Here is a 24,434-nt window from a genome sequence, read left to right as displayed (position 1 = left end):
GGTGGCCGGCGGGCGTGCCGGTCGGCCAGTACCGGGCGGGGGGAGCGGCGCGCGATCCTGCCCCCATGAGTGAACGTCATGCGTTTGGGGTGCTGGGGGCGCTCGTGCTGCTGGCCCTGCTGTCGTGCCGGGTGGGCGGCGCGGGCCTGCTGCTGCTGGGCGTGCTGGTGTGGGCGGGACTGGAGGCGTGGCGGCCCTGGCGGACGGTGCCCGCCGCGTTCCGGCGGTCCTGGCGGGCGGACCGGGTCCCGTCCGGTCGGTCCCGGGGTGGACGGGTCCGGTCCCACTGAGCTGACGTGCGGAAGGTCAGCCGGGCGGAACACGAAGCTGCCGCCCGGCCACACCGCGCGGGCCGTGGAGGCAGGAGGAACGCACGGATTCCGGCGGGGCGGTGGTCTGCCGGGTCAGAGGCGGTCGTACGTCCAGCGGACGGGGCGGCCGTCCCGGTAGGGCATGACGCCGTGGAAGGCGCGCGGGTCGTCGTCGAACACCAGGGGCAGGAAGTGCCGGTCGCCTTCCCAGACGGGCAGGTCGCCGTTCAGGAGGTGCTGGACGGGGTGCCAGGCGAGGGTGCCTTCCTCGTTGCGGGTGGGTGGGGTGCCGGTGTGGGCGTCGACCACGAAGATGAAGCCGAGCCAGTCCTCGCCGTTCTTGCCGAAGCCGGGCCAGGAGACGGTGCCGCGCAGGGTCATGTGCTGCGCGGTGAGGTTCGCTTCTTCCATGAGTTCGCGGCGGATGCCGTCTGTGACGCTTTCGTCCGCTTCGAGTTTGCCGCCGAGGCCGTTGTACTTGCCGAGGTGTTCGTCGCCGGGGCGGGCGGTGCGGTGGATGAGCAGGACGTGCTGGCGGTCCTCGGAGAGCACGTAGGCGAGCGTGCCGATGATGGGCGTGTAGGGCATGGGTCCTCCGGGGAGGAGGGTAGCGCGTCCGTGTGGTGGGGTGGGGGGCTTGACGTGGTGGGGCGGGCGGGTCACGATGGCTGCAGGTAGCTAAGGATTCTTAACCACTCGTGCTGCCGCCCGGAGGTTCCGCATGCCGCCCCGCCTGACCGAACTGCGCCTTCACCTGCTCCGTACCGTTCTGCGCCTCACGCGCGAGTCGGGCGGCCCGCCGAGCGCCGCGGAACTCGCCCGTCACCTGCGGGTGAGCGAGGCGGCCGTGAGCGCGCACCTGCGCGCCCTGCGCGACCTGGGGTTCGTGGAGCGCAGCGGGCCGCGCGGCCGCCTGCACCTGAGCGAGAAGGCCCTCGCGGCGGTCGGGACGGGCCTGCCGATCTACGGGCAGATCGCGGCAGGGCCGCCCATCCTGGCCGAGCAGCAGCCGGACCGCACCACGCCCAGCCTCGACGTGCTGCTGGGCGTACGCGACGGCGATTACCTGCTGGTCGTCCGGGGGGACAGCATGACGGGCATCGGCGTGATGGACGGTGACTACGTGCTCGTGCGGCCCGCGCAGGACGTGCACGACGGCGAGGTCGCGGTGGTGCTCGTGCCGGGCGAGAACAGCGCCACCCTGAAGCGCCTGTACCGTTCGGGCGGGCAGGTCACGCTGCTCAGCGAGAATCCCGCGCACCCCCGCATGCGTTTCGCGGCGGCGGACGTGCAGGTGCAGGGCCGGATGGTCGCGCGCGTCGGCCTGCCGGGCACGCGTCCCGGCGCGCCCAGGGAATGAGCGTGCGGCCGGTGGTGTGCGCGCTGCTCACGCCCTGGCCGCTGCACCTGCTCGGGCAGGCGCGTCCGGACGTGCCGCTCGCGGTGCTGGGCGAGGACCGGCGCGTGCTGCACGCGAACGGTGCGGCCGTGGCGGGCGGCGTGCGTGCGGGTATGCGCGAGCAGGCGGCCGTGTCCCGCTGCCCGGACCTGCACGCCGAGGTGGTGACGGCGCCCGTCGCCGCGCAGGCGTGGACGGCCCTGCTGGAGACGCTGCACGCGCGCTTCAGTGACCACGTGGAGGGCCGTTCTCCCGGCGTGGCGTTCCTGCACGCCTCGCCGGGCGCGGCGCGGGAACTGGCGGTCGCGTTCGGCGCGCGGGTGGGCGTGGCGGGCAGCGTGGAGGTGGCGCACCTCGCGGCGCTGCGGGCCGTGCCGGGCGAGGTGCGCGAGCTGCAGCCGGACGCGGAGCGCGCGTACCTGCCGCTCGCGCTGACGGCGCACCTGGGCGTGCTGGGCGTCACGGACGCGCAGGTGGAGCGCCTGCACTTCCTGGGCGTGCGGGGTCTTGCGGACCTGATGGCGTGGAGTGCCGCGCAGCGCGGGGCGTTCCTGGGGGCCGGGACGGGGCGGCGCGTGAACCGCTTCCTGCGCGGGGAGCGCTGCACCCGCGTCGCGCGGTACATGCCGGACCGGACGCTGCACGTCACGCGGGCGCTGGACGAACCGCTGCACGAGCCGCACGAGGCGGCGGCCCTGCTGGGGGAGGCCGTGCCGGAACTGTGGGCGGCCCTGCGCGGACGGACGGCGGCGTCCCTGTCGGTGCACGCGGTGACGCCCGGCGGTCGCCTGAGCGGCACGCGCCGCCTGAAGTGGCCGCTGCAGGAGGCGGGCCTGCGCCGCGCGGCGGAGCGCCTGCTGCTGGACTCGGGCGCGCTGGCCCTCGGGGTGGACGCCGTGACGCTGGAGTGCTCGGGGCTGCAACAGCCGGCCCGGCAGGTGGGGCTGTGGCCGGACGCGCGCGAGCTGGACGCCGTGCAGGAGGTACTGGAGCGCTACCCGGACGCGCTGGTGCGGGTCGAGTGGCGCGACCCGTACGCGCTGGTGGCGGACGCGCAGTACGTCTGGGTGGACTGGCTGACCGGTGCGGAACGCCCGCGCCCCATGCGGCCCTGCCCCGTGCAGGCCGCGCCCCTCGCGCCTGCCGGTGCGCCGGAGCCCGCCCTGTCGCCGTCGTCTGTCGTGCGTGCAGCCGTGGCGCGCTCCCTGGCGCGCGACCGATGAGGGACGTGCAGGCGCTCCTGCCGGACGTGACGCTGGACCGCGCGGGCCGCCCCGTCCGCTTCCGGTACGGGGGGCGCCTGCACCTCGTCACGGCCCTCGTGGACGACTGGCGCTACGGTGGCCGCTGGTGGCTGGACGAGTCGCCCCGCGACTGCTGGCTGGTGCAGGCGGGCCCGCTGACGGCCGAACTGCACCGCGAGGACCGGCCCGGAGGCCGCTGGTGGCTGGCGCGCCTGCAGGACTGACGCGGCCGGACGTGCCCCCCACCGCCCGGCTGGAGGTGCTGCTCGACGTGCACAGCTTCTTCAGCGAGGGGGCGGGGACCGGGTCGCCGGACCGGCTCGCGCGGCTCGCGGCGGCGCGCGGCTTCCAGGGGCTGGCGCTCACGGACGACGCCGGGGTGGGCGGGGCGGTGGACCTCTGCGCGGTCGGCGCGGAACTGGGCCTGCGGACGGTGGTGGGCGCGACCGTGCCGCTGCTCGTGCCGTCCGGGCCGGACGGGCGGGCGCTGGACGTGTTCCCGGTGGTGCTACTCGCGCAGAACCGGGCCGGGTACGCACGCCTGAACGTGCTGCTCAGCGCCGCGCGTCAGGCGGCCTCGTCCGGGGCGGGAGCCGTGCCGGGCGTGCCGCTGGCGGACCTGACGTCCGGCACGGCGGGCCTGGTGCTGCTGACGGGCGCGCGGCGCGGCTTCCCGACGGTGCTCGGCGCGGCGCGGCGCCTGCCGGAACTGGACGCGCTGCTGCACACCCTGAAGCGCGCCTTTCCGCGCCGGATGTACGTCCAGCTGTACCACGACGCGCGGCCCGGCATGCGGCGGCTGCTGGGGTTCCTGCGGGCGCTGGCGCGCGATCACGGCCTGCCGTGCGTGGCGGCACCCGAGGTGCGGCTCGCACTGCCGGACGAGTACCCGCTGCTCGACGCGCTGACCTGCGCGCGGCTCGGCATCGACGTGCAGTGCCCGCACCCGGACCGGCCCGTGAACGACGCGCCGCACCTCGGCACGCCCGAGGAGTGGGCGCGGCGACTGCCGTACGCGGACGCCCTCCACAACGCCCTGCGGCTCGCGCAGACCTGTCACCTGGACCTGCGTCCGGAGCGCCTCACGCCGCCCGTCCCGGACCTGCCGCCCGGCCTGAGTGCCCGCGCGTACCTGCGCCTGCGGGCCGAGGCGGGCCTCGCCGCGCGGTACGCGCGGGCGGCCCGGCCCGCCGCGCGCGCCCGGCTGGACGCGGAACTCCGTACCGTGGAGGAGCTGGAGCTGGAGGGGTTCTTCCTGTCGGCGGCGGAGGTGACGGACTACTGCCTGGAGCACGGCATTCTCGCGGCGGGCCGGGGGAGCGCGGCGGGCAGCGTGCTGTGTTACGTGCTCGGCATCACGCTGTCCGACCCGGTGCGGCACGACCTGCTGTTCGAGCGTTTCCTGCACACGGGGCGGCGCACCATGCCGGACGTGGACATCGACATCGCCAGTTCGCGCCGGGATCAGGTGCTCGCGTGGGTGGAGGAACGCTGGGGGGCGGGCGGGAGCGGCGAGGCGATGGTCGCCAACCGCGTCACGTACCGCCTGCCGAGCGCCGTGCAGGACCTCGGGCGGGCGCTGGGCGTGCCGCCGCAGCTGCGCGACCGGCTGACGCGCGCGCTGGGCCGCGACCACCGGCACCTGCGGCCCCACCGGGCGCAGGAGGCGCAGGAGGTGTTCGGCGAGGTGCTGGGAACCGCGCCGGTCGCGCGGCAGCTGCTGCGCCTGCTGACCCTGATGGAGGGGCGCTTCTTCCGGCATCACGCGCCGCACTCGGGCGGCGTGATCCTGTCGGCGCTCCCGCTCACGCAGTACAGCCCGGTCACGCGGTCGAGCGGCGGCATCCGCATGCTGACCTTCGACAAGGACGACGTGGAACGCCTGGGCCTCATCAAGCTGGACCTGCTGGGCCTGCGGATGCTGGGCGTGCTGGAGCGCGCGCGGGAGGACGTGGCGCGGCTCGGCGGCGGGTGGCTGGACTTCGGGAACCTGCCGGACGATCCGGGCGTGTGGGCGCAGCTGCGGCTGGGGGACACCATGGCGCTCTTCCAGATCGAGTCGCCCGCGCAGACGGTCATGACGGCCCGCCTGCGGCCCGGCACCCTGACGGACCTCGCACACCAGATCGCGCTCGTACGCCCCGGCCCGATCCAGAGCGGCACCGTCCACCCCTACGTGCGGCGGCGGCTGGGAGAGGAGGCCGTGCCGGTCCTGCGGGAACCGCTGCACGGCATCCTGCGGCCCACGCAGGGCGTGCTGCTGTTCCAGGAACAGGTGCTGAGGCTCGCCGTGCAGTACGCGGGCATGGACTGGGTGCAGGCGGACCGTTTCCGGAAGCAGGTGAGCAGCGCAGAGAACCCGGACGACCTGGCGGCCCTGCAGGACGCCTTCGTGCGCGGCGCGGCCCGCACGTGCGGCGCGCCGCAGGGCGAGGCGCGCGAGGTGTTCGGGTGGTGCGCGGCGTTCCGGGGGTACGGCTTCGCGGAGAGTCACGCGTGGGCGTTCGCGCAGCACACGTACGCCTCGGCGTACCTGCGGCACCACCACCCGGCCGCGTACCTCGCGGCGGTGCTGACGGAGGCGCCCGGCATGTGGCCCGCGCAGACGGTGGTACAGGAGGCGCGCCGCTGGGGAGTACGCCTGCTGCCGCTGAGCCTGAACCGCTCCGGGCGCGCCTACCACGCCGAGGGGCCCGCAGCGGTCCGGCTGGCCCTGACGGCGGTGGACGGCGTGAGCGGCGAGGTGGCCCGGCAGATCGTGCTGGAACGGCACCTGGGCGGCCCGTACCGCAGCGTCGAGGACGCCTACGACCGCCTGCCGCTGGCCGCGGACCTGCACGCGGCCCTCGCGCAGGCAGGCGCGTACGGACCGTCGCGCCGGGAGGCGCTGTACCGCCTGACGGTGCTGGCACACGCCCGCCCGGCGGGCCGCCACGCCCTGCTCGCGCCGCCCGCCGAGCCGCCGGACCTGCCGTCCCTCACGCCGGACGAGGAACTCGCGCTCGACCTGCACCTGAGCGGCGTGAGTGCCTCCCCGCACGACCGGCTGGACCCGCTGCGCGGGCAGCTGCGGGACCTGGGGTGCCGCCCGCTCGGGCAGCTGCGGCACGCGGAGACGGCGTGGGTGGCGGGCAGCGTCGTGGCGCGTCAGAAGCCGCCCACCGCGCGCGGCTTCGCGTTCTTCGTGCTGCAGGACGGCCCGGACCGCGTGCAGGTCGTCATTCGTCCGGAGCTGTGGGAGGCACACCGGCAGCTGCTGCGCGACGCGCGCGCCCTGCTGGTGCACGGGACGGTGACGCGGCAGGGGCGGGCCGTGACGCTGCGGGCCGAGCGGCTCGCGGACCTGCCGCTGCCGGGCATGACGCCCGTGAGACGCGGCACCCGGCCTTCTGCATGAAACCTTCACATGCCCTGCGCGCAACCTTGCGGGACGCGCCCTAGCGTGTCAGCATGCCGAACTCCAGAACCGCCGTGGGTGCCGCGCCTCCCGGTCCCGTCTTTCCGGCCTGGCCCGGTTGCCGTGCCGCACCCGCCGCCGTGCGCCTTCAGGGTCACGCCGGACGTCCGGCATGAGCGTCCCTGCTGATCCCGCCCCCGCCGAGCCTGGCTCCACGCCGCCCCCGGCCCGCGCCGCCGTCCCCCCGGTCCGCCGGGCAGCGCAGGCCCGCCGGGGACGGCGGCTTGGCCTGCTGGTGGGCGGCCTGCTGCTGCTCGCCGTCATCGGGGGCGGCGTGGTCCTGCTGCGGCGCGGTGACGCCGCCCCGGCCGTCACGTACAGCACCGACACCGCCACCGAGGGCACCGTCAGCGTCCTCGTGAACGGCCCCGGCACCCTCGGCGCGCGCCTGAGCACCCCGTACCCCGCGCCGCTCGGCGGGACCGTCACCGGCCTCCCCGCCGTCGGGACGGTCGTGAAGGCCGGGCAGGTCGTCGGGCGCGTCCACAGCGACACCACCGACCAGGCCGTGCGCGACGCCGAACTCGCCCTGCAGCGGGCGCAGGCGCAGCTGGCCGCGCAGGGCTCCAGCGGTGCGACCAGCACCGCCAGCCGCGACAGTGCCGTCGCCAGCGCGCGCCTGAACGTGCAGGACGCCGCGAACACCGCCGCGAGCGCCCACACGACCCTGGACGGCCAGTCGCGGCTGTATGCGGCCGGCGCGATCAGCCGCGCGGACCTCGATGCGGCCCGCACGGCCGCGCAGAGCGCCGACAGCAAACTCGCCTCCGCGCAGGCCAGCCTGACCGCCGCGCTGCGCCAGAGCAGCGCCGGGCAGGCGTCCGACGCCGACACCCTGCGCGGCCAGCAGCTCGCGGTGCAGGAGGCCCGCGCCGCCCTGGCGGACGCGCAGGCCACGCAGGCGAAGGAGACGCTGCGCGCGCCCGCCGCGGGCCTCGTCACGTCCGTGGACGCCGTGAACGGCGCGAACGTCGCCGCCGGCACGTCCCTGCTGACGGTCGCGGACGTGCGTGCCATGCAGGTGCCGGTGCAGGTCGACGAGACGCAGATCTCGCAGGTGCGGGTCGGGATGCCGGCGCGCGCCACCCTGGACGCGCTGGACGGCGAGACGGTCGAGGGCCGCGTGACGGCCATCTCGCCGACCGCGACCGTCAGCAACAACATCAGCATCTTCACCGTCACGGTCGAACTCCCGAACCCGGACGGCCGCCTGCGGGCGGGGATGTCGGCGCAGACGGACATCGTGATCGCCGAGCAGGGCGGGCTCGTGATCTCGCAGAAGGCCGTCGAGACGGTCCGCACGCGCTCGTACGTGCAACGGCTCCCGGCGGACGTGGCGGCGCAGGCGGCCCGCGACCAGCCGCAGACGGCTGCGGCCACTCAGGCGGGCGGCGCTGGCGCCAGCGCCCTGCAGGTGGACGCGGCCGCCGCCGGGAAGGCCGTGCAGACCCGCGTACGGACCGGCCTGACGGACGGGACCAGCATCGTCGTCACGGGCGGCCTGCAGGAGGGCGACACCGTGCTGCTCCCGCAGACCCGGCCGCCCGGCACCGGCACGTTCTCCGGCAGCAGCTTCGGTGGCGGTTCCGTGGTTGGGCGCGGCGGCACCGGCAGCGGCACCCGGGGCGGGCTGCCGGGCGGCTTCGGGGGCTTCTGATGACGCCCGCCCCACCGGTCGTGTCGCTGCGCGACATCAAGCGCCGCTACGAGGTCGGCGAGACGGAATTCATGGCGCTGCGCGGCGTCAGCCTCGACATCCACGCCGGGGAATTCGTGGCCCTGATGGGCCCCTCCGGCAGCGGCAAGACCACCCTGATGCAGCTCATCGGCCTGCTCGACCGCCCCAGCTGCGGCCAGTACCTGCTCGGCGGGCGCGACGTCACCGACCTCAGCGAGAACGAACGCGCCGAGGCCCGCAACCGCGAGATCGGCTTCGTGTTCCAGGCCTTCCACCTGCTGCCGCGCATGAACCTGCGCGAGAACGTCGAGGTGCCGATGCTGTACGCGGGCGTCCCCGCCCGGGAACGCGGCGAACGCGCCCTCGACCTGCTCGCCCGCGTCGGCCTGGACAGCAAGGCCGACAACCTCCCCTCGCAGATCAGCGGCGGGCAGAAGCAGCGCGTCGCCATCGCCCGCGCGCTCGCCGGCGAACCGTGCATGCTGCTCGCCGACGAACCCACCGGGAACCTCGACTCGCAGACGAGCCTCGACGTGCTCGGCCTGTTCCACGAACTGCACGACGAGGGCCGCACCATCGTGATGGTGACGCACGAACCCGACGTCGGCGCGCACGCGGGCCGCGTCGTCCGCGTCTGCGACGGCCTGATCGAATCCGACCGCGCGCAGACGCCCGTGCGCGGGGAGCAGCCGTGGCCCTCCCGCTGACGCGCGCCGGGACGGGCCGTGCGCGCCGGGCCGGACGCGGCCTCGGGCTCGCCGGGATCCTGCGCGTCGCGTGGCGCGCGATCCTCGGCAACCCGCTGCGCAGCATGCTCACCGCGCTGGGCGTCATCATCGGCGTGGCCGCCGTCATCGCCCTCACCGCGCTCGGCACCGGCAGCACGCAGGGCGTCACGAAGAACCTCGAGAGCCTCGGCACGAACCTCCTCACGGTCGGCAGTCAGCGCGGCCGTCCCGGCGGGAGCCTCGTGCGCGGCGGCCCGGCACCCACCGTCACGCTCGCCGACGCGAACGCCATCGCAGCGCAGTTCGGGTCGCGGCTGCTCGGAATCGCGCCCGCCGACCAGCGCAGCGTGCAGGCCAAGGTCGCCGGCACGAACGCGCAGGTCACCGTGGTCGGCACGTGGCCCGCGTACGCCGTCATCCGCAACGCTGCCCCCGACCAGGGGAGCTTCTTCACGCAGGACGACCTCGACCGTCGCCGCAAGGTCGCCGTGATCGGCTTCCAGGTCGCGCAGGACCTGTACGGCGACAGCGCGGCCGCGCTCGGCCAGACGATCCGCCTCGACAACCTCGTATTCAGGGTCATCGGCGTGGAGCCCGACAAGGGCGCCACCGGCTTTCAGAGCCCCAACGCGCAGGTGTTCATTCCGCTCACCGTGTACGCGCAGCGCTTCTCGCGCGGCACCGCCGTCCGCGGCAGCCCCACCGTGTCGAGCATCTCTCTCGGCGGGGCCGACCCCCGGGACCTCACGGCCCTGCAGCAGGACGTGACGGACCTCGTCGCGCAGCGCCACGACACGCCCGACCCCGGCAGTTACGATTTCACCATCCAGAACCAGGCGGACGCGCTGAGCAGCCTGCAGTCCACCACCGCCACCCTCACCCTGCTGGTGGGCGCCATCGCGGGCATCAGCCTGCTGGTGGGCGGCATCGGCATCATGAACATCATGCTCGTGAGCGTCACGGAACGCACCCGCGAGATCGGCGTCCGCAAGGCGCTCGGCGCGCGCCCCGGCGACATCCTCACGCAGTTCCTCGTGGAGGCCTCCGTGCTGTCCGTCGGCGGCGGCGTGATCGGCGTGCTGCTCGGCATCGGACTGGCGTTCCTGGGGACGCTGGCCGGCATCACGCCCGTCTTCACCGCCCCGCCCATCGTGGCGGCCTTCGTGTTCAGCGCCCTCGTCGGCGTCTTCTTCGGGTACTACCCGGCCGCGCGCGCCGCGCGTCTCGACCCGGTCGAGAGCCTCAGGTACGAATGAACCGCGTGCTGCGGCCCCTGCACGCGGCGCGGCCCGGCGGTCCGTCACCGCCCTCGCGTCACCTCCGCCCTGCCCGCTTCCCATTCCCCCCTTGCCCCCAGGAGACCCCATGACCCACCACACCACCCCCCCGCACCGTGTCCAGACGCGGGCCGCCCACCTCGCCCTCACCGCCCTGCTCGGCCTCCTCCCGCTCGCGCACGCCCAGCAGACGCAGGCCGCTCCCGGCGTGCAGGGCACGCCCGGCCAGCGCGGTCCCGGCGGCGCCCACAACCCCGCCTTCGCCGCCACCTTCGACCTCATCCGCACCGTGAACGGCCTGCGCGACCTCGACAAGGACCCGAAGACCGCCATCACCCGCGCCGAAGCGAAGACCCTGCTGCCCATCCTGAAGACCCTCCAGAGCGCCAGGACCCTCCCGCCCGCCACCGCCACCAGCACCCTCGCCCGTATCGAGGACACCCTCAGCGACCCGCAACTCACCGCGCTCGACACCATCGCCCTCAAACGCCAGCAGGCCATGCGCAGCGGCCAGGGCCGCCAGGGGTACACCGGACCACGCCCGGGCGGCAGCAGTCAGGGTCAGCCGGGCCAGGCCGGGACCGGCCCGCGTCCCACCCGCACTCCCGGCATGAACCCCTTCCTGCAGGGACGCGTGGCCGACGGCCTCGGCACCCTCATCAGGACCCTCACCGCCCGCGCCAAATAACGCCGCTTCCGGACGTGCCAGAGCTGTCAAGGCTTCGAGGGCAGCCTGCGGTAAAGAAACGTGTCAGGAAATGGGAAGTACTTTACAGACATGCGCCCTCGGCTTGTTCGTATCCTGCTGCTCTTTCTCCTGACGGGCCTGCCCACGGCGGCCGCCGTCAACGTGTGCGCGTCGCCCGGCACGGACGGAATCGCCGCACCGATCAGCGGCGTCGTCAACACCTACTACGCCGCGCCGCTCGGCAGCGTCACCGCCGGTGCGGGCAGCACCTCCATCCGGGTCGGGGCCTCCAGCGGCGCGACCACCGCCATCGCGGCCGGTGACCTGCTGCTCGTCGTGCAGATGCAGGACGGCACCATCGACAGCAGCAACACCGGCGCGTACGGCGACGGCGTGGGCGGCGACCCCGCGCGGGGCCAGGTGTCCGGCACCGCCGGCCAGTACGAGTACGTCGTCGCGACCGGCGCTCCGGACGCGTCCGGCAACGTCGGCCTGCGCGGCGCGGGCGCCGGCGGCGGCCTCGTGAACACCTACGTCAACCGTGACGCGACCGCCACGCAGGGCCAGGCACGATACCAGGTGGTGCGCGTTCCCGAATACGCGACCGCCACGCTCGGCACCGTCACCGCCAGACCCTGGGACGGTACCAGCGGCGGCCTGCTCGCCTTCGACGTGGCAGGCACCCTCAACCTCGGCGGCGGCAGCGTGAGCGCGAACGGTGCGGGCTTCCGCGGCGGCGGCGGACGCGGCCTCGCAGGCGCCGGGACCGGCAGCGTCTACCTGAACACCGACTACCGGACCCCCGCCAGCGCGAACCTCAACGGCAGCAAGGGCGAGGGTACCGCCGGCACGCCCCGCTACGTCCTCCCGTCCGGCGCGATCGCGCTCACCGACACCGGCGTGGACGGCTACCCGAACGGCAGCAGCGGCCGTGGTGCGCCCGGCAACGCGGGCGGCGGCGGCACCGACGGCAACCCCGTCGCGAACGACCAGAACAGCGGCGGTGGCGGCGGCGCCAACGGCGGCGCAGGCGGCCAGGGCGGCAACACCTGGTCCTCCAACCTCGCGCTCGGCGGGTTCGGCGGCGCGGCCCCAGGTGTCAGCGCCACGCGGCTCTTCCTGGGCGGCGGCGGCGGTGCCGGAACCCGCAACAACGGCAGCGGCATCGACTCGAGCGGCGGCACCGGCGGCGGCATGGTCCTCATCCGCGCGAACAGCGTCACCGGCAGCGGCACCATCAGCGCCAACGGCACCACCGGCAACACCCCCAGCAACGACGGCGCGGGCGGCGGCGGTGCGGGCGGCACCGTCATGGTCACCGTTCAGACCGGCACGCTCTCCGGCCTGACCGTCAGCGCCAACGGCGGCAACGGCGGCAACGCCTACCCCACCGGCGCCACCACCGCCCCCCACGGCCCCGGCGGTGGCGGGGGAGGCGGCGTCGTGTACACCAACGCCAGCGGCGCCACCCTCACCGCCACCCCCGGCACCAACGGCACCACCACCACCAACCTCAACCAGTACAACGCCCAGCCCGGCACGGTCGGCACCGTCAGCCCCAGCCAGCTCGCCAGCAGCGTGCCCGGCACACGCAGCGGCAGCGAATGCCCGCCGCTCCTCACGGTCGCCAAGAGCACCACTACCCCCAACGTCGGACGCGGCGGCACCGCCGCCTACACCGTCACCGTCAGCAACGCCCAGGGCACCGCCCGCGACGTCGCCCTGACCGACACCCTCCCCGGCGGCCTCACCCTGAACAGCGCCTTCACCGTCACCCTCGCGGGCGGCGCCACCCGCACCACCACCAGCGAAGGCACCACCGGCACCGGCAACGTCAGCGTCAGCAGCTTCCGCCTCCCGCAGAACGCCGCCGTCACCGTCAACTGGACCGCCCTCGTCCCCACCGGCGCCGCGCCCGCCACCCTCCAGAACAGCGCCACCGCCACGTACACCGCCACCGACGGCAGCGGCACCGCCAGCGCCACCTACACCGGCAGCAGCAGCACCGCCGAGGACGTCACCGTCCGTGTCCCCGTCGTCACGCTCACCAAAACCGTCCAGAACATCACGGCAGGCACCGCCGCAGGCACGACCGGCACCGGCCTGCCCGGCGACACCCTGGAGTACTGCCTCACGTACACCAACACCGGAAACGGTACCGCCACCAGCGTCGTCCTGAGTGACACCGTCCCCACCAACGTCAACGCCAACCCGAGTGCCTACGGCGCTGGCCTGGGCATCCAGCTCAACGGCACCAACCTCACGAGCGCCAGCGACACCGACGCCGCCACCCTGACCGCCACGGCGCTGCAGGTCACGGTGGGCACCGTCGCTGCTGGCGTCACCGGCAAGGCCTGCTTCCGCACCAGCATCCGCTGACCGGACGATCAGTCTAGGAAGGGTCGGCGCTTCCCGTCACGACACTTGTCGGGCAGGAAGCCGCTCACTGTCGGCCTGCGAGCCCCGTCCATCGGGCTGCATAAACGGCGCGTGGCTTACGCCTGAGCAGTCCCAACGTCTTCGGTCTTTCCGGCGGTGGTTGTTCCTCCGTCAGTGCTAAGCTGTCACCATCCGGCGACGCTGGTCGAAAGAGCCGACCTCACCACCAGTCCCAGGCGATCGCGCCCCGCACGCCGTCCGGGCAGATGCGCTCGAACGCCACCTCATCCCCGATCAGGGCCGCGTACTCCAGGTCACGCGCCTGCTGCCGCCACACGGCATGGTACCTGCGCTTGTAGGCCCTACCGTCCCCGTGGGAACGGAGGTGCTGACTGCGGTACAGCAGGGTGCGCCTGATCTCACTGATCGTCAGGTCCTGCCAGATCCACGGAAACGGTCCGGGCCGGTCGCGGCGCAGACGGGCCGCGCGGCGATTTCGCCACTGCACTTATCGGTATCCCATACCAGAGGCCCCTCTACTCCCCTGACACGGGCATCACCTCGCATCGCATTCCACTGTTCTCACGCCTGAAGGCCCATTCGGCCAGCGGAACCGTGCACCGACAGACCGCCCGCGGTTGATCGGGCCGGGCAAGAAGACGACACTCGACAGGGTTCCCTGCGCATGGGCTCAACGGCCAGTGTCCGTAGCTGGCATGCTGGTCGGCATGACCACCGACGAGCACCTGCTCCTGCACGAGGGCGATCGCCTGGCCGCCGAACTGGCACGGCGATTTGGTGGCGCGGACACTGAACGCCTGCAGTTCATTGCACGCACCCTGACCTTCAACCTCGTGCAGGTGTTCATGGCGACCATCGAGGACGTGACGCGCCGGGCCGGGAAACCCTACCGGGCCCTGCTCGTGGCGGACGAGATCGGATGGCCGGACATCGTGATCGTCACGGCGGACGGCGAAGTTCGCGAGCGCCTCCCGGTCACAGCACTGCTCCGACAGGCGTTCTTCTCGGGCACAGTCCTGCGTTCGGCGGTCGCCGTGCATCTGCAGGCGGCCGTCGAAGCGAGGAACGAGCACCTGACCACCCGCGCCCTGGTGTCGTGCCTGAAGTCGAAGCCCGTGATGGACGTGAGCCGGCCCTTCCTGACCCGCCTCCTGCACTGACGCGCCCGTCAGCGCGATCTTCTTTCTCCACGAGACACTTCAATCTTCCAGCGCCCGTTTCAATCCTCAGCCCACCCGTAGGCGGGCTGCAACCCCGTCCGCCGTGCCTGCCGTGCCGCTCCCCGCGTTTCAATCCTCAGCCCACCCGTAGGCGGGCTGCAACGGGTCGAAGACAGTGCACTCCCGATCCCCACCGAGTTTCAATCCTCAGCCCACCCGTAGGCGGGCTGCAACGCGCGGCGTCCCTGCGGGCCGCGCTGACACTGGGCGGTTTCAATCCTCAGCCCACCCGTAGGCGGGCTGCAACGCCAGTCTCGCTGAACTCCGGCCTGGACGCAACTTTTGGGTAGCGTCGCGCGAACCTCCGCGGAGATGACGATCGGGTGATCGTTTGCGTGACCCAGCGTTCTTCGCCATCCCCTTCCAGTGCGGGTTTTCACTCTGCGCGAACCTCCCGGCGTCTGGTCGTCGCATGAGGTTCGCGCGGGCGGCGTGTCAGTCGGTAAGGGGGTCCCATTTCGTTCGACATTCAGTGTCGGGCTGTCAAAGCACCCTGCGTGCGTGAGATGTGATCAACACGTCCACTCCGTCCCAGAGAAGGGTTTTCTCTCTCCGGGACTCATGGAGTCACCATGCAGATCATTGTTCTGTTCGTTGTTGGCCTGACCCTTGCCTCTGGCCCTTCCGCCTTGCCGAGTGCTGTGCCGCCGGTGGTTCGGCTCGCTTCGCCGGGGGACGTGTCCGGTCCGCCTGCGCCGCAGCCCTCTCCGCTGAACGACACGACTCGCCCGGTGGGTGGTTGAGGGTGGCGGGTGTGCCCTGATTTCGCCACAATGGGTGGGGAATGGCCCGCTTTCAGGACATGTACGACCACCTTCAGGGACTGATCGCGGCTGAGCTGTGGCGGGAGGCACTGCTTCACCTTCGCCGCGCAGCACAGGATGTGGGGAGTCGTGGTGAGGCGAGGGAGTTGCGGGCTGTGGTGGAGTGCTTGCCTGCCGGGCTGGAGCTGGTGGAGGAGTGGCCGGTCGCGGTGAGCTGGGTGGCGTACCGCACGGCGGATTTCGATCTGTTGGAGCGGGCGCTGTCCGGCGTTCCGGGACAGCTGCCGGCGTTCGAAGCGTTCCGGGCGTCGAGGCGGGAGGACTGGCCGGAGGTTCTGCGGTGGGCGGAGGCGGCGGGTTCTTCTTCTGGGCGGGAGGCGGTGGTCGCGGGGAGATTCAGGGCGTGTGCGCTGGCTGAACTGCGGCGGGACGGGTGGGAGGATGCGTACAGGCACGCGGTGGGTCTCGCGTCGGGGCGGGACCGTGGGCTGCTGTGGTCAGAATTCGCGCATTACCTGTCGAGTGGCGGTCAGGAGGCGGTGGCGCGTGAAGCGTACGCACAGGCGATCGGGGAGCTGCGCCGTGACGCGTGGTGGGTGACGTTGACGTACGCGAATCTGGGCATCACGTGCCTGCGGCTGGGTGTGCTGGCGGAAGCCGAGCGGGCCTTCCGTGCGGCCGAGCAGTACGGAAGGGAAGGGGACGGTGTCGTTCACCTGTCGACCGTGTGGCGTGGGCTGGGTGGGCTGGCACTGCACCGGGGCCAGCTGGCGCGGGCGGAGCATGCGTTCGCGATGTCGCTTCGGAAGGCGGCCAGTGCAGCAGAGCGGCTCGCGGCGCAGCGTGGACTGGCACGTGTGTACCGCATGCAGGGCCGGTTCGACGAGGCGATGACGGAATTGCACGACGCGCTCCGGGAGGCTCACCTGCAGGGCGAGCCGCACCCCTTTCATGCGGATCTGGCGGCCCTGGAGGTGCTGGTCGGTGATGTGGAGGGAGCGCGGCAGCGGTTGCGGATGGTGACGCCGTTCAGTTCGGACGATACGTGGCGCGTCCGGGTGGTGGAGGCGGAACTGACTCGGCGTGAGGGTACGGGCGACCCGGTGGCTGGCCTTCGGGATCTGCAACTGGACCGGACGTGGGCGCAGGAGGAGGCGCTGGTGTTCCCGGAGGTGTTCGCGCTGATGGACGTCCGCGCGGTGCGGCCCGTGTGGACGGCGCGGCTGGACGCGGACGGTCCGCTGCGGCTCAGCATGAGTGGGGAGCCGGTGGCGCTGCGGCCTGCGCGGGCGTCGGCGTCACTGCTGGCTTTCCTGGTGCATCACAGGGGGAAGGTGACGGCGGAACGGGCGTTGGAGGCGCTGGAGTTGCCGGGGAAGGACGTGCGGGCCCGGAAGAAGGCGCTGAGCAAGGTCGTCGGCGAACTGCGGGAGGTGCTGGGCTGGCCGGACGCCGTCCGCACGGTCGACGGCCTGCTGTGCCTGTCGGACGACGTGATCTGGGCGGACCTGCACCTCCCACCTCCAGAGCGTGCTGACCTGTTCTGCGAGGGGCTCGTTGATCCCTGGATCGAGGAATGGAAAGTTGAGCATGATAGACGCATCCTTCCTGCGTTTGATTGAAGCTTGAATAATCCGGCGACATGCTGGAGACAGCGTGTCGGCATGATGACGGGGTGACCGAATCATCCTCGTCCCGCGCCATGGATCCGCTGGCGAAAGCCGAACGGCTGTTTCGCCTGGCTGCGCTCCTGAGAGAAGGTCAGCTCACCGTGCGCGACCTGGCCCTCAAACTCTACCCGGCGGCCCTGGTGGGCGGTGACGGCTGGCCCGGCATCGAACGCGCCGTGCAACGTGACCTGCGCGACCTCGAACGCCTCGAACCGGACTTTCTCGCGCTGAAGGGACGCCCGCCGCGGTACACCATCCAGACGCACCGCACGCGCCTGCACCCGGTCGAGGTGCTGGCCCTGCACTCTGCCGCCCGCATGACCTACCACCGCGCTCCCGGTCAGCGCCTTCACCACCAGGCGGCCCTGAAGAAACTGACCGGCTGGCTCCCGGAACGCGTGCAGCCCGTCGTCGCCCGCAGCTTCAGCGACCTGGGCCGCAGACGCAGCCGCGAGGACCTCAACCTGGAACTCGCCGCGCAGTCCTGGCTGGACGGCCACCCCCTGCGCTTCGAGTACAGGAAGCCCGGCGGGAGCGGAACCTGGCGTACGAACATCATCGAGACGTACCTCATCGAAACGCATCCCGGCAACCTCGACCTGTACGTCGTGGGCCGCGAGACCAGCTACCACCGGGACGTCCGCACCTTCAAACTCTCCCGCATGCAGCGCCTGCACGTCATGACCGAACACACCTACAGCATTCCCGACACGTTCGAGCCGCAGGAATTCTTCCACGCCGCCTGGGGCGTGATGGGCGGCACGGCCGGACAGCTGGAAACCATCCACCTGCGCTTCAGTGCCGACGCGGCGTACCGCATCATGGAGGGCGGCTACGCGCACCTCAGCGAACCGGTCGTGAACTGCGACGGCACCATCGACACCAGCGTCACGGCCCCTGTCGACCCGGTCATCGGCTTCCCACGCGAGGTGCTCGGCTGGGTCCTCAGCTTCGGCGCGCGCGTCCAGGTGCTCGGGCCACCACACCTGCGCGCCCACTGGCAGCAGGAACTGCAGGCCGCACTGACCGTGGCCGGACAGGAGGTGCACGCATGAGCAGCGACATGGGCCACAGCCACAGCACCGAGAACCCGGAGTGGAAGCGGCGGTGCGGTCACACGGCTGGACCCCACGAGAGACCACGGCCTGCCTTCGGGTGGGCCGAGGATTGAAACCAGGCTCGCCGCGTTGAACAGCTTCTTCGCGTGACGTCACGGCCTGCCTTCGGGTGGGTCGGGGCGCTGGGGGTCGTCGTGCGGAGGCGTATGATGAAGGTGTGATGAACTGCGAGGCGTTCTGGCGTTCGCCGCTGCACGGGCGGTGGGGCGTGTGACCGTGTCGGTGGGGGCGGGGCGTGCCGCGCCGGAGTGGGACGTGTCGGGGCAACTGTTGCGTGCCTTGCCGGACGCGGTGTTCGCGCTGGACGCGGAGTTGCGGTTCTCGTTCGTGAATGCGCTGGCGGCGGAGCTGCTGGGGCAGCCGGAGGTGGGGCTGCTGGGGCGGGTGTGGAGTGAGGTACGGCCCGAGGTGGCGGGCGAGGAGGTGCGGTCGGCGGTGCCGCACGTGCTGCAGGTCGCGCAGGGCGTGACAGTGGCGGGCCGTTCGGGGGGGCGGGAGCTGGAGTGGCGGGTGTTTCCGCTGGGGTCCGGGGTGGGCGTGCAGGTGCGGGACGTGTCGGATGTGGTGTCGGTGCGGCGGGAGCTGGGGCGGGCGCAGCAGATCATCGACGAGAGTGCGGACTGTATCAAGGTCATGGACTTGGACGCGCACCTGCTGAGCATGAATGCGGGCGGGATGCGCGTGATGGAGATCGACAATTTCGCGAGCTGCCGGAACCTGCTGTGGTCGGGGTTCTGGACGGGGGAGACGCAGGAGCGTGTGCGTGCGGCGCTCGACCGGGCGCGGGCGGGGGAGCGGTCGGTGTTCACGGGGGAGACGCCGACGTGGAAGGGCTCGCCGCGTCACTGGGAGGTGCAGGTGGCGCCGGTGCGGGACGCGTCGGGGGCGGTGGTGGAGTTGATGGCGCTCTCGCGGGACGTGACGGCGCGCGTGCGGGCCGAACGGACGCTGAAGGGCATGACGGGGCTGCTGGAGCAGCGGGTGGAGGAGCGGACGCAGGCCCTGCAGGACGCGACGCGGTTCGCGGAGGCGCTGGCGGCGCTGGGGGACGCGCTGCAGCAGGCGACGACCACCGAGGACCTGGCGTTGCGGGCCCTGCCGATGCTGGGTGAGGCGCTGGGCGCGTCGAGTGCGATGGTGGTGCAGGTGCGTGGCGGTCGGCTGCGCATCCCGACCATCTGGGGCGAGGTGACGCCGAGCATGCGGGCCGTGCAGAGCCAGGGGAAGCTGCTGTCGGAGTCGCCGCTGCTGTCGGCGAGTGCGCGGTCGGGTGAGGCCGGATATTACGAGGATTATCAGGAGTCGGGCGGGTCGTATCAGGACCTGCCGCCGAGCGCGTGTGCGGTGGAGCCGGTCCGGACGCCGGACGGGACGCTGCGGGGCTTCCTGGCGGTGTGGCGCCGACGGACCGGGGTGGTCTGGCAGGGGTCGGAGCGGGATCTGCTGCGGCGCGCGGCGGCCACGGTGGGCCTCGTGATGGAGCGCACGGGCCAGGGGGCGCGGCTCGCGGAGCAGAACGCGATGCTGGAGGCGCAGGCGCGCGCCCTGGACGGCTTCTCGGACCTGACGCGGGATTTTGCCGTGCAGCGCGATCCGCGCGCCCTGATCCGGCAGGCGCTGGAACTCGTGCAGCGGATGCTGCCGCGCAGCGTGTGCCGGTACTATGAGCCGCGCGGCGCGCAGTGGCAGCTGGTGACGCAGGCGGGGCGCGCCGACCTGCAGGGCGCGGATGGCCGGGACCTGCAGGTCGGGGAGGCGGGCGCGCTCGACCGGGTGTGGGCGTCGGGCGACCCGGCGTTCGAGTCGCGGCCGGACGGGACGGTCGAGGGCGGGACGCTCGGGGCGAGCGCGGCCCTGCCGCTGTGCGTGAACGGCGCGGTGCAGGGCGTGCTGTCGGTCGGGTTGTTCGGGCAGCGGCGCTGGACGATGGTGGACCGCGCGGTGCTGGAGACCGTGACGCGCAGTCTCGGGACCGCCATCGAGGGGTCCGTGGCGGTGCGTGACCTGCACCGGACGCAGCATTACCTGAAGGTCGCGGCGGACAACGCGCCGCTGCTGCTGTTCGTCACGGACCGCGACGGCGTGTTCACCCTGTCGGAGGGGAGTCTGCTCTCCCGGCTGGGCCTGCAGCCGGGAGAGGCGGTCGGGCAGTCCGCGATGCGGATGTTCGCGCACGAGCCGGACCTGCGCGACGGCTCCCGGCTGCAGCGCGCCCTGCGGGGCGAGGTGGTGCATGACCTGACGCGCTTCCAGCAGTCGGGCACGGTGTTCCAGACGTGGTTCGTGCCGGTCCGGGACGCGCAGGGCGACGTGAACGAGGTGGTCGGCATCTCGCTGGACGTCACGGACCGCCTGGACGCGCAACGGCAGGTGGAGCAGGCGAACCGCGACCTGGCGCACAGCAACACCGAGTTGCGCGTCGCGAACGAGGAACTGGAGGCCTTCGCGTACAGCGCGTCGCACGATCTGCGTACGCCGGTCCGGCACGTGAAGGGCTTCTCGGAACTGGCGCGCAAGGCGGTCGCGCAGGGCAACGCCGAACGGGCCGTGCAGCACATGCAGGTGGTGGAGGGCGCGGCGGAGCGCATGTCGGTGCTGATCGACTCGATGCTGGAACTGTCGCGCAGCACGAGTCAGGTGCTGCGGGTGGGTCCGGTGCCGCTCACGGCGCTCTTCGAGCGGGCGCGGGCGGACGTGGAACCGGACCTGCAGGGCCGGGCGGTGGAGTGGGACGTGGCGGACCTGCCGGTGGTGCTGGGGGACGCGCCGACGCTGCAGCAGGTCGTGACGAACCTCGTGGCGAACGCCGTGAAGTTCACGCGCCGCCGCGACGTGACGCGCATCCGCGTGTGGGCGGAGACCGAGGAGCGGTACTGCCGGGTGTTCGTGCAGGACAACGGGGTGGGCTTCGACCCGCAGTACCGTGACCGGCTGTTCGGGGTGTTCAAGCGCCTGCACAGCGACCGGGAGTTCGAGGGGACCGGCGTGGGGCTCGCCACGGTGCGGCGCATCGTGCTGCGGCACGGCGGCGAGGTGGACGCGAGCAGCGTGCCGGGCGAGAGCGCCACCTTCAGTTTCACCGTGCCGCGCGAGCGCCGCCTCACGCCGAGAACGGGCGACGTGGCCGTCCCGCATCCCGAACGTCCCTGACCTTCGGTCGCGGCCATCCGCACCTGCCGTGAACCGCAAGGCACGGTGAAGGCCGTGCCGCCCACGCCCCCGGGGACTGGTGTAGGGTGCGGACGTTTCACAGGGACAGGCGGGCAGGACGGAATCCGGCCGGGGCGTGCGTCGCGTCTCACCTCCGTCCCGGCACCGGAACGTCCGGCCGCGCAGCGGCGTCACGGGAGGATCACATGGAGTACCGTCAACTGGGCCGCACCGGCCTGCAGGTCAGTCCGCTGTGCCTCGGCACCATGAATTTCGGGCCGCAGACGAGCGAAGAGGACAGCTTCCGCATCATGGACGAGGCGCTGGACGCCGGCATCCAGTTCTGGGACACCGCGAACGTGTACGGCCAGAAGCTGGGTGAGGGCGTCACGGAAGGCATCCTCGGGCGGTACTTCGCGGCCCGGCCCGGCGCGCGGGACCGGGTGGTGCTCGCCACCAAGGTGTACGGCAGGATGGGCGACGGCCCGAACGATCAGCGGCTGTCGGCGTACCACATCCGCCGCGCGTGCGAGGAGAGCCTGCGCCGCCTGAACACCGACCACATCGACCTGTACCAGATGCATCACATCGACCGCCGTACCCCGTGGGAGGAGGTGTGGCAGGCGATGGAGCGCCTCGTGCGGGACGGCTCGGTGGTGTACGTGGGGAGCAGCAACTTCGCGGCGTGGAACATCGCGCAGGCGAACACGCTCGCGCAGGACCGGCACTTCATGGGCCTGGTGTCGGAGCAGAGCCTGTACAACCTGAACGCCCGGATGATCGAGCTGGAAGTCATTCCGGCGTGTCAGGCCTTCGGGGTGGGCGTGCTGCCGTGGAGTCCGCTGTCGGGCGGCCTGCTGGGCGGCGCGCTGCAGAAGGCGCAGGAGGGTCGCCGCGCGTCGGAACGCGTGCAGGGCATGGTGGAGCAGTACCGCCCGCAGCTGGAGCGGTACGAGGCGCTGTGCCGCGAGCTGGGCGAATCGCCGGCCGACGTGGCGCTCGCGTGGCTGCTGCACCAGCCGGCCGTGACGGCGCCCATCATCGGGCCGCGCACGAGCGAGCAGCTGAGCGGCGCGCTGCACGCGCTGGACGTGCGCCTGAGCGGCGAGACGCTGAAGGCGCTGGACGAGATCTGGCCCGGGCCGGGCGGGCAGGCGCCCGAGGCGTACGCGTGGTGAGTGCGAAACGGGTGGTGCTGACCGGCTCGGCGGGCCGTGCGGGCCGCGTCACGCTCCGGCACCTGCTGGAGCACGGGTACGACGTGACGGCCGTGGACCGCGACCGGACGCAGAGGCCGGACGGGACCTTCAGCGGCACGCTGCGCGACACGCTGCAGGTGGACCTCACGGACCTCGGGGAGACGCTGGAGGCGATGCAGGGCGCGGACGCGGTCGTGCACCTCGCGAACATTCCCGCGCCGGGCCTGCAGGCCCCGCACCGGACCTTCGTGCAGAACACGGCCATGAACCACAGCGTCTTCACGGCCGCCGTGATGCACGGCCTGAGCCGCGTGGTGTGGGCGTCGAGCGAGACGACGCTCGGCCTCCCCTTCGACGAGCCGCCCGCGTACGCGCCGGTCGACGAGGCGCACTACCCGCGCCCGGAGAGCAGTTACGCGCTCAGCAAGGTCGTGACGGAGACGATGGCCTCTCAGTTCGCGCGCACGAGCGGCATTCCCTTCGTGGCGCTGCGTTTCTCGAACATCCTGGGGCCGCAGGAGTACCGCGCCTTCCCGCAGCAGGCGTGGCCGGACCCGCAGGCGAGACGCTGGAACCTGTGGGGGTACATCGACGAGCGGGACGCGGCGCTGGCGTGCCGCCTGGCGCTGGAGGCGCCCGTCACGGGCGCGCGCAGCTTCATCATCGCGGCGGCCGACACGGTGATGCCGACCCCGTCGCGGGACCTGATGGCGCAGGTGTTCCCCGGCGTGCCGGTCCGGGACGGGGTGAGCGGGCACGACACGCTGCTCAGCATCGCGGCGGCGCGTGAGGCGCTGGGCTTCGAGCCGCAGCACCGCTGGCGCGACACGGTCGGGGAGGACGGACAGCCGACGGCCTGATCAGGCTCCCGGCCGGGCCGGTGGGTGGGGGAGGGGGCGCGGCTGCTGTGGTGGCCGCGCTCCTTCGTGTATGGTGGCGCGGCGCGCTGGGCGCGAGTTTCGGCACGCCGCCGCAATTTATGACATAATGGTTTCAGTGAATCTGTGTATAGCAGATTCGGTCCACCGGCGCCACCCTGACCGGCCACCGCCGCACCGCGCCGCCCCCTTCCCCCTCCCCCCGACCGGGACGTCCAGAGGACCCACCATGACCAAGACCCGCAGGAAAGACCCCACCCCCGCCACCCCCCACGAGGACGCCCTCACCCGCTTCGCGGCCCTCGTCGCCACCGCCGGCATCGACAGCGACGTGCGCGTCCTGCAGGACGGCGGCGCCAGCGAACAGGACCTCAACGAACAGCTGACCCGCGAACTGCGCCTCGCCCAGGACCGCTGGGGCCTCGGCCTGCTGCACCTCAGGCACAGCGCGCGCCTCACCGGCGACGCCGGACAGCAGGACATCGCCCTTGACACCGACGGCATGCAGGTCGCCCTCCTCTCCGAGGGTGCACGGTCCGTCGCCGGAACGTACGCCGCCATGCAGGCGCTCGGCGCGGACGGCCTCAGCGAATGGGGCGTTCTCGAAGACGGCCCGCGCGTCACCCTCAAGCCCGGCCTCGGCCAGATCCGCGTGCTCGTCGAGGACGCCCGCGACTTCGAGACCCGCTGGAGCAACGACCGCGCCGGCGTCTGGAGCCGTACCTGGCGCAAGGGCGACACGCTCGGCGTGGAAGTCCACCGACCCGCGTCGCCCGTCACGGCCCTCGCGGACGCCGCCTGGGACGTCATCACCGGCATCAAGGACCGTACCTTCCAGCGTGAACTGATGGAGCGCAGCAACAGCGTCGGCATGCTCGGCGCGCTGCTGGGCGCCCGCCACAGCGGCGCCGTGAACGCCCTCGAACGCCTCCCCGAGGCGCACTTTGCGGTCAGTTCCGCCGTCGTCCGCCAGAGCGGCGAGGACGCCCGCAGCCTCGAACGCTGGAAGGCCATGCTGCGCGAAGGCACCGACACCCTCGACGAACTGCAGAAGTCCGGCACCCGGCGCCTTGCGGCCGTCCTGAGCAGCGGCCTGCGCTGACGCCCCCCCCACGCGCCCCGCCCGGACGTCCGGGCGGGGCGCGTGCGTGTACCCAGCATCCGGCCTCCCCACAACCATGAAGGGCGGGGGACTAGGCGGCCACGGACCCGTGAGAGACACTGGGAACAGTTCTCCGAAGTTTTCCCCGCGT

19 protein-coding genes are annotated in these 24,434 nt (G+C 72.6%); 17 read left to right on the top strand and 2 right to left on the bottom strand.

Translation table 11 applies throughout. The features are described 5' to 3' along the window. The first annotated feature begins 65 nt into the window (after positions 1-65). Positions 66-290: a hypothetical protein gene (locus tag IEY33_RS06880; protein ID WP_188961534.1), complete on the top strand. Its 225-nt coding sequence runs from the start codon at positions 66-68 to the stop codon at positions 288-290. 114 nt (positions 291-404) lie between these two features. Here the strand turns inward: IEY33_RS06880 and IEY33_RS06875 are convergent, their stop codons facing one another. Beyond that, entirely contained in the window at positions 405-899 is a 495-nt protein-coding gene (locus IEY33_RS06875; RefSeq protein WP_188961533.1) for an NUDIX hydrolase, read from the bottom strand. A 133-nt stretch (positions 900-1,032) separates the two neighbouring features. Between IEY33_RS06875 and lexA the strand changes: the two genes are divergently transcribed. The 9 genes from lexA (at position 1,033) to IEY33_RS06830 (ending at position 13,161) form a co-directional block, all read left to right on the top strand. After that, positions 1,033-1,671 carry a transcriptional repressor LexA gene (gene lexA, locus IEY33_RS06870; protein ID WP_188961532.1) on the top strand — a complete coding sequence of 213 codons (639 nt, stop codon included), beginning with the start codon at positions 1,033-1,035 and terminating at the stop codon, positions 1,669-1,671. Then, complete coding sequence (locus IEY33_RS06865; protein ID WP_188961531.1) at positions 1,668-2,933, top strand: Y-family DNA polymerase; 1,266 nt, start codon at positions 1,668-1,670, stop codon at positions 2,931-2,933. The genes lexA and IEY33_RS06865 overlap by 4 nt, the downstream gene beginning before the upstream one ends. 5 nt (positions 2,934-2,938) lie before the next feature. Continuing rightward, positions 2,939-3,178 carry a hypothetical protein gene (locus tag IEY33_RS06860; protein WP_188961530.1) on the top strand — a complete coding sequence of 80 codons (240 nt, stop codon included), beginning with the start codon at positions 2,939-2,941 and terminating at the stop codon, positions 3,176-3,178. Continuing rightward, entirely contained in the window at positions 3,154-6,351 is a 3,198-nt protein-coding gene (gene dnaE, locus IEY33_RS06855) for a DNA polymerase III subunit alpha (protein ID WP_229670842.1), read from the top strand. Before IEY33_RS06860 ends, dnaE begins: the two co-directional genes overlap by 25 nt. Before the next feature lie 172 nt (positions 6,352-6,523). Then, positions 6,524-8,068 carry an efflux RND transporter periplasmic adaptor subunit gene (locus IEY33_RS06850; protein WP_188961529.1) on the top strand — a complete coding sequence of 515 codons (1,545 nt, stop codon included), beginning with the start codon at positions 6,524-6,526 and terminating at the stop codon, positions 8,066-8,068. Beyond that, the gene (locus IEY33_RS06845) at positions 8,068-8,796 is read left to right on the top strand and encodes an ABC transporter ATP-binding protein (RefSeq protein WP_188961528.1); all 729 of its coding nucleotides are present in this window, start codon (positions 8,068-8,070) and stop codon (positions 8,794-8,796) included. Before IEY33_RS06850 ends, IEY33_RS06845 begins: the two co-directional genes overlap by 1 nt. Then, positions 8,781-10,073, top strand: a complete 1,293-nt coding sequence (locus tag IEY33_RS06840) for an ABC transporter permease (protein WP_229670841.1) — start codon at positions 8,781-8,783, stop codon at positions 10,071-10,073. Before IEY33_RS06845 ends, IEY33_RS06840 begins: the two co-directional genes overlap by 16 nt. Positions 10,074-10,182: 109 nt before the next feature. Then, the gene (locus tag IEY33_RS06835) at positions 10,183-10,782 is read left to right on the top strand and encodes a hypothetical protein (RefSeq protein ID WP_188961527.1); all 600 of its coding nucleotides are present in this window, start codon (positions 10,183-10,185) and stop codon (positions 10,780-10,782) included. A gap of 90 nt (positions 10,783-10,872) precedes the next feature. Then, the gene (locus tag IEY33_RS06830; RefSeq protein WP_188961526.1) at positions 10,873-13,161 is read left to right on the top strand and encodes a beta strand repeat-containing protein; all 2,289 of its coding nucleotides are present in this window, start codon (positions 10,873-10,875) and stop codon (positions 13,159-13,161) included. A gap of 220 nt (positions 13,162-13,381) precedes the next feature. Here the strand turns inward: IEY33_RS06830 and IEY33_RS06825 are convergent, their stop codons facing one another. Then, positions 13,382-13,669 carry a hypothetical protein gene (locus IEY33_RS06825; protein WP_188961525.1) on the bottom strand — a complete coding sequence of 96 codons (288 nt, stop codon included), beginning with the start codon at positions 13,667-13,669 and terminating at the stop codon, positions 13,382-13,384. 220 nt (positions 13,670-13,889) lie between these two features. Here IEY33_RS06825 and IEY33_RS06820 point away from each other — a divergent pair, with 220 nt between their 5' ends. The 7 genes from IEY33_RS06820 to IEY33_RS06790 all read left to right on the top strand — a co-directional run bounded on the left by IEY33_RS06820 (position 13,890) and on the right by IEY33_RS06790 (position 24,283). Then, positions 13,890-14,342: a hypothetical protein gene (locus tag IEY33_RS06820; protein ID WP_188961524.1), complete on the top strand. Its 453-nt coding sequence runs from the start codon at positions 13,890-13,892 to the stop codon at positions 14,340-14,342. Between the two features lie 844 nt (positions 14,343-15,186). After that, a complete protein-coding gene (locus IEY33_RS19455; protein WP_188961523.1) occupies positions 15,187-16,788 on the top strand; it encodes a hypothetical protein in 1,602 nt (533 codons plus the stop codon). 53 nt (positions 16,789-16,841) lie between these two features. Next, positions 16,842-17,891, top strand: coding sequence for a helix-turn-helix transcriptional regulator (locus tag IEY33_RS06810; protein ID WP_188961522.1), 1,050 nt, complete (start codon positions 16,842-16,844; stop codon positions 17,889-17,891). A gap of 273 nt (positions 17,892-18,164) precedes the next feature. After that, a complete protein-coding gene (locus tag IEY33_RS06805; RefSeq protein WP_188961521.1) occupies positions 18,165-21,104 on the top strand; it encodes a PAS domain-containing protein in 2,940 nt (979 codons plus the stop codon). Positions 21,105-21,310: 206 nt separating this feature from the next. Further along, the gene (locus IEY33_RS06800; protein WP_188961520.1) at positions 21,311-22,282 is read left to right on the top strand and encodes an aldo/keto reductase; all 972 of its coding nucleotides are present in this window, start codon (positions 21,311-21,313) and stop codon (positions 22,280-22,282) included. After that, complete coding sequence (locus tag IEY33_RS06795) at positions 22,279-23,163, top strand: NAD-dependent epimerase/dehydratase family protein (RefSeq protein ID WP_229670840.1); 885 nt, start codon at positions 22,279-22,281, stop codon at positions 23,161-23,163. Before IEY33_RS06800 ends, IEY33_RS06795 begins: the two co-directional genes overlap by 4 nt. Before the next feature lie 247 nt (positions 23,164-23,410). Further along, positions 23,411-24,283, top strand: coding sequence for a DNA repair protein (locus IEY33_RS06790; RefSeq protein ID WP_188961519.1), 873 nt, complete (start codon positions 23,411-23,413; stop codon positions 24,281-24,283). The last annotated feature ends 151 nt before the right edge of the window (positions 24,284-24,434 follow it).

The sequence above is a fragment of the Deinococcus aquiradiocola genome (assembly GCF_014646915.1).
Taxonomy (GTDB): Bacteria; Deinococcota; Deinococci; order Deinococcales; family Deinococcaceae; genus Deinococcus; species Deinococcus aquiradiocola.
The sequence above is the reverse complement of the archived record's forward strand: the minus strand, read 5'-3'. Positions and strand labels throughout refer to the sequence as shown.

Bases quoted from the DNA above. Each gene is read 5' to 3' on its own strand.
- IEY33_RS06875 (WP_188961533.1), bottom strand. From the start codon at position 899: ATGCCCTACACGCCCATCATCGGCACGCTCGCCTACGTGCTCTCCGAG.
- IEY33_RS19455 (WP_188961523.1), top strand. From the start codon at position 15,187: ATGGCCCGCTTTCAGGACATGTACGACCACCTTCAGGGACTGATCGCG.
- IEY33_RS06800 (WP_188961520.1), top strand. From the start codon at position 21,311: ATGGAGTACCGTCAACTGGGCCGCACCGGCCTGCAGGTCAGTCCGCTG.
- IEY33_RS06880 (WP_188961534.1), top strand. From the start codon at position 66: ATGAGTGAACGTCATGCGTTTGGGGTGCTGGGGGCGCTCGTGCTGCTG.
- IEY33_RS06835 (WP_188961527.1), top strand. From the start codon at position 10,183: ATGACCCACCACACCACCCCCCCGCACCGTGTCCAGACGCGGGCCGCC.
- IEY33_RS06790 (WP_188961519.1), top strand. From the start codon at position 23,411: ATGACCAAGACCCGCAGGAAAGACCCCACCCCCGCCACCCCCCACGAG.
- IEY33_RS06850 (WP_188961529.1), top strand. From the start codon at position 6,524: ATGAGCGTCCCTGCTGATCCCGCCCCCGCCGAGCCTGGCTCCACGCCG.
- IEY33_RS06820 (WP_188961524.1), top strand. From the start codon at position 13,890: ATGACCACCGACGAGCACCTGCTCCTGCACGAGGGCGATCGCCTGGCC.
- IEY33_RS06830 (WP_188961526.1), top strand. From the start codon at position 10,873: ATGCGCCCTCGGCTTGTTCGTATCCTGCTGCTCTTTCTCCTGACGGGC.
- lexA (WP_188961532.1), top strand. From the start codon at position 1,033: ATGCCGCCCCGCCTGACCGAACTGCGCCTTCACCTGCTCCGTACCGTT.
- IEY33_RS06845 (WP_188961528.1), top strand. From the start codon at position 8,068: ATGACGCCCGCCCCACCGGTCGTGTCGCTGCGCGACATCAAGCGCCGC.
- IEY33_RS06865 (WP_188961531.1), top strand. From the start codon at position 1,668: ATGAGCGTGCGGCCGGTGGTGTGCGCGCTGCTCACGCCCTGGCCGCTG.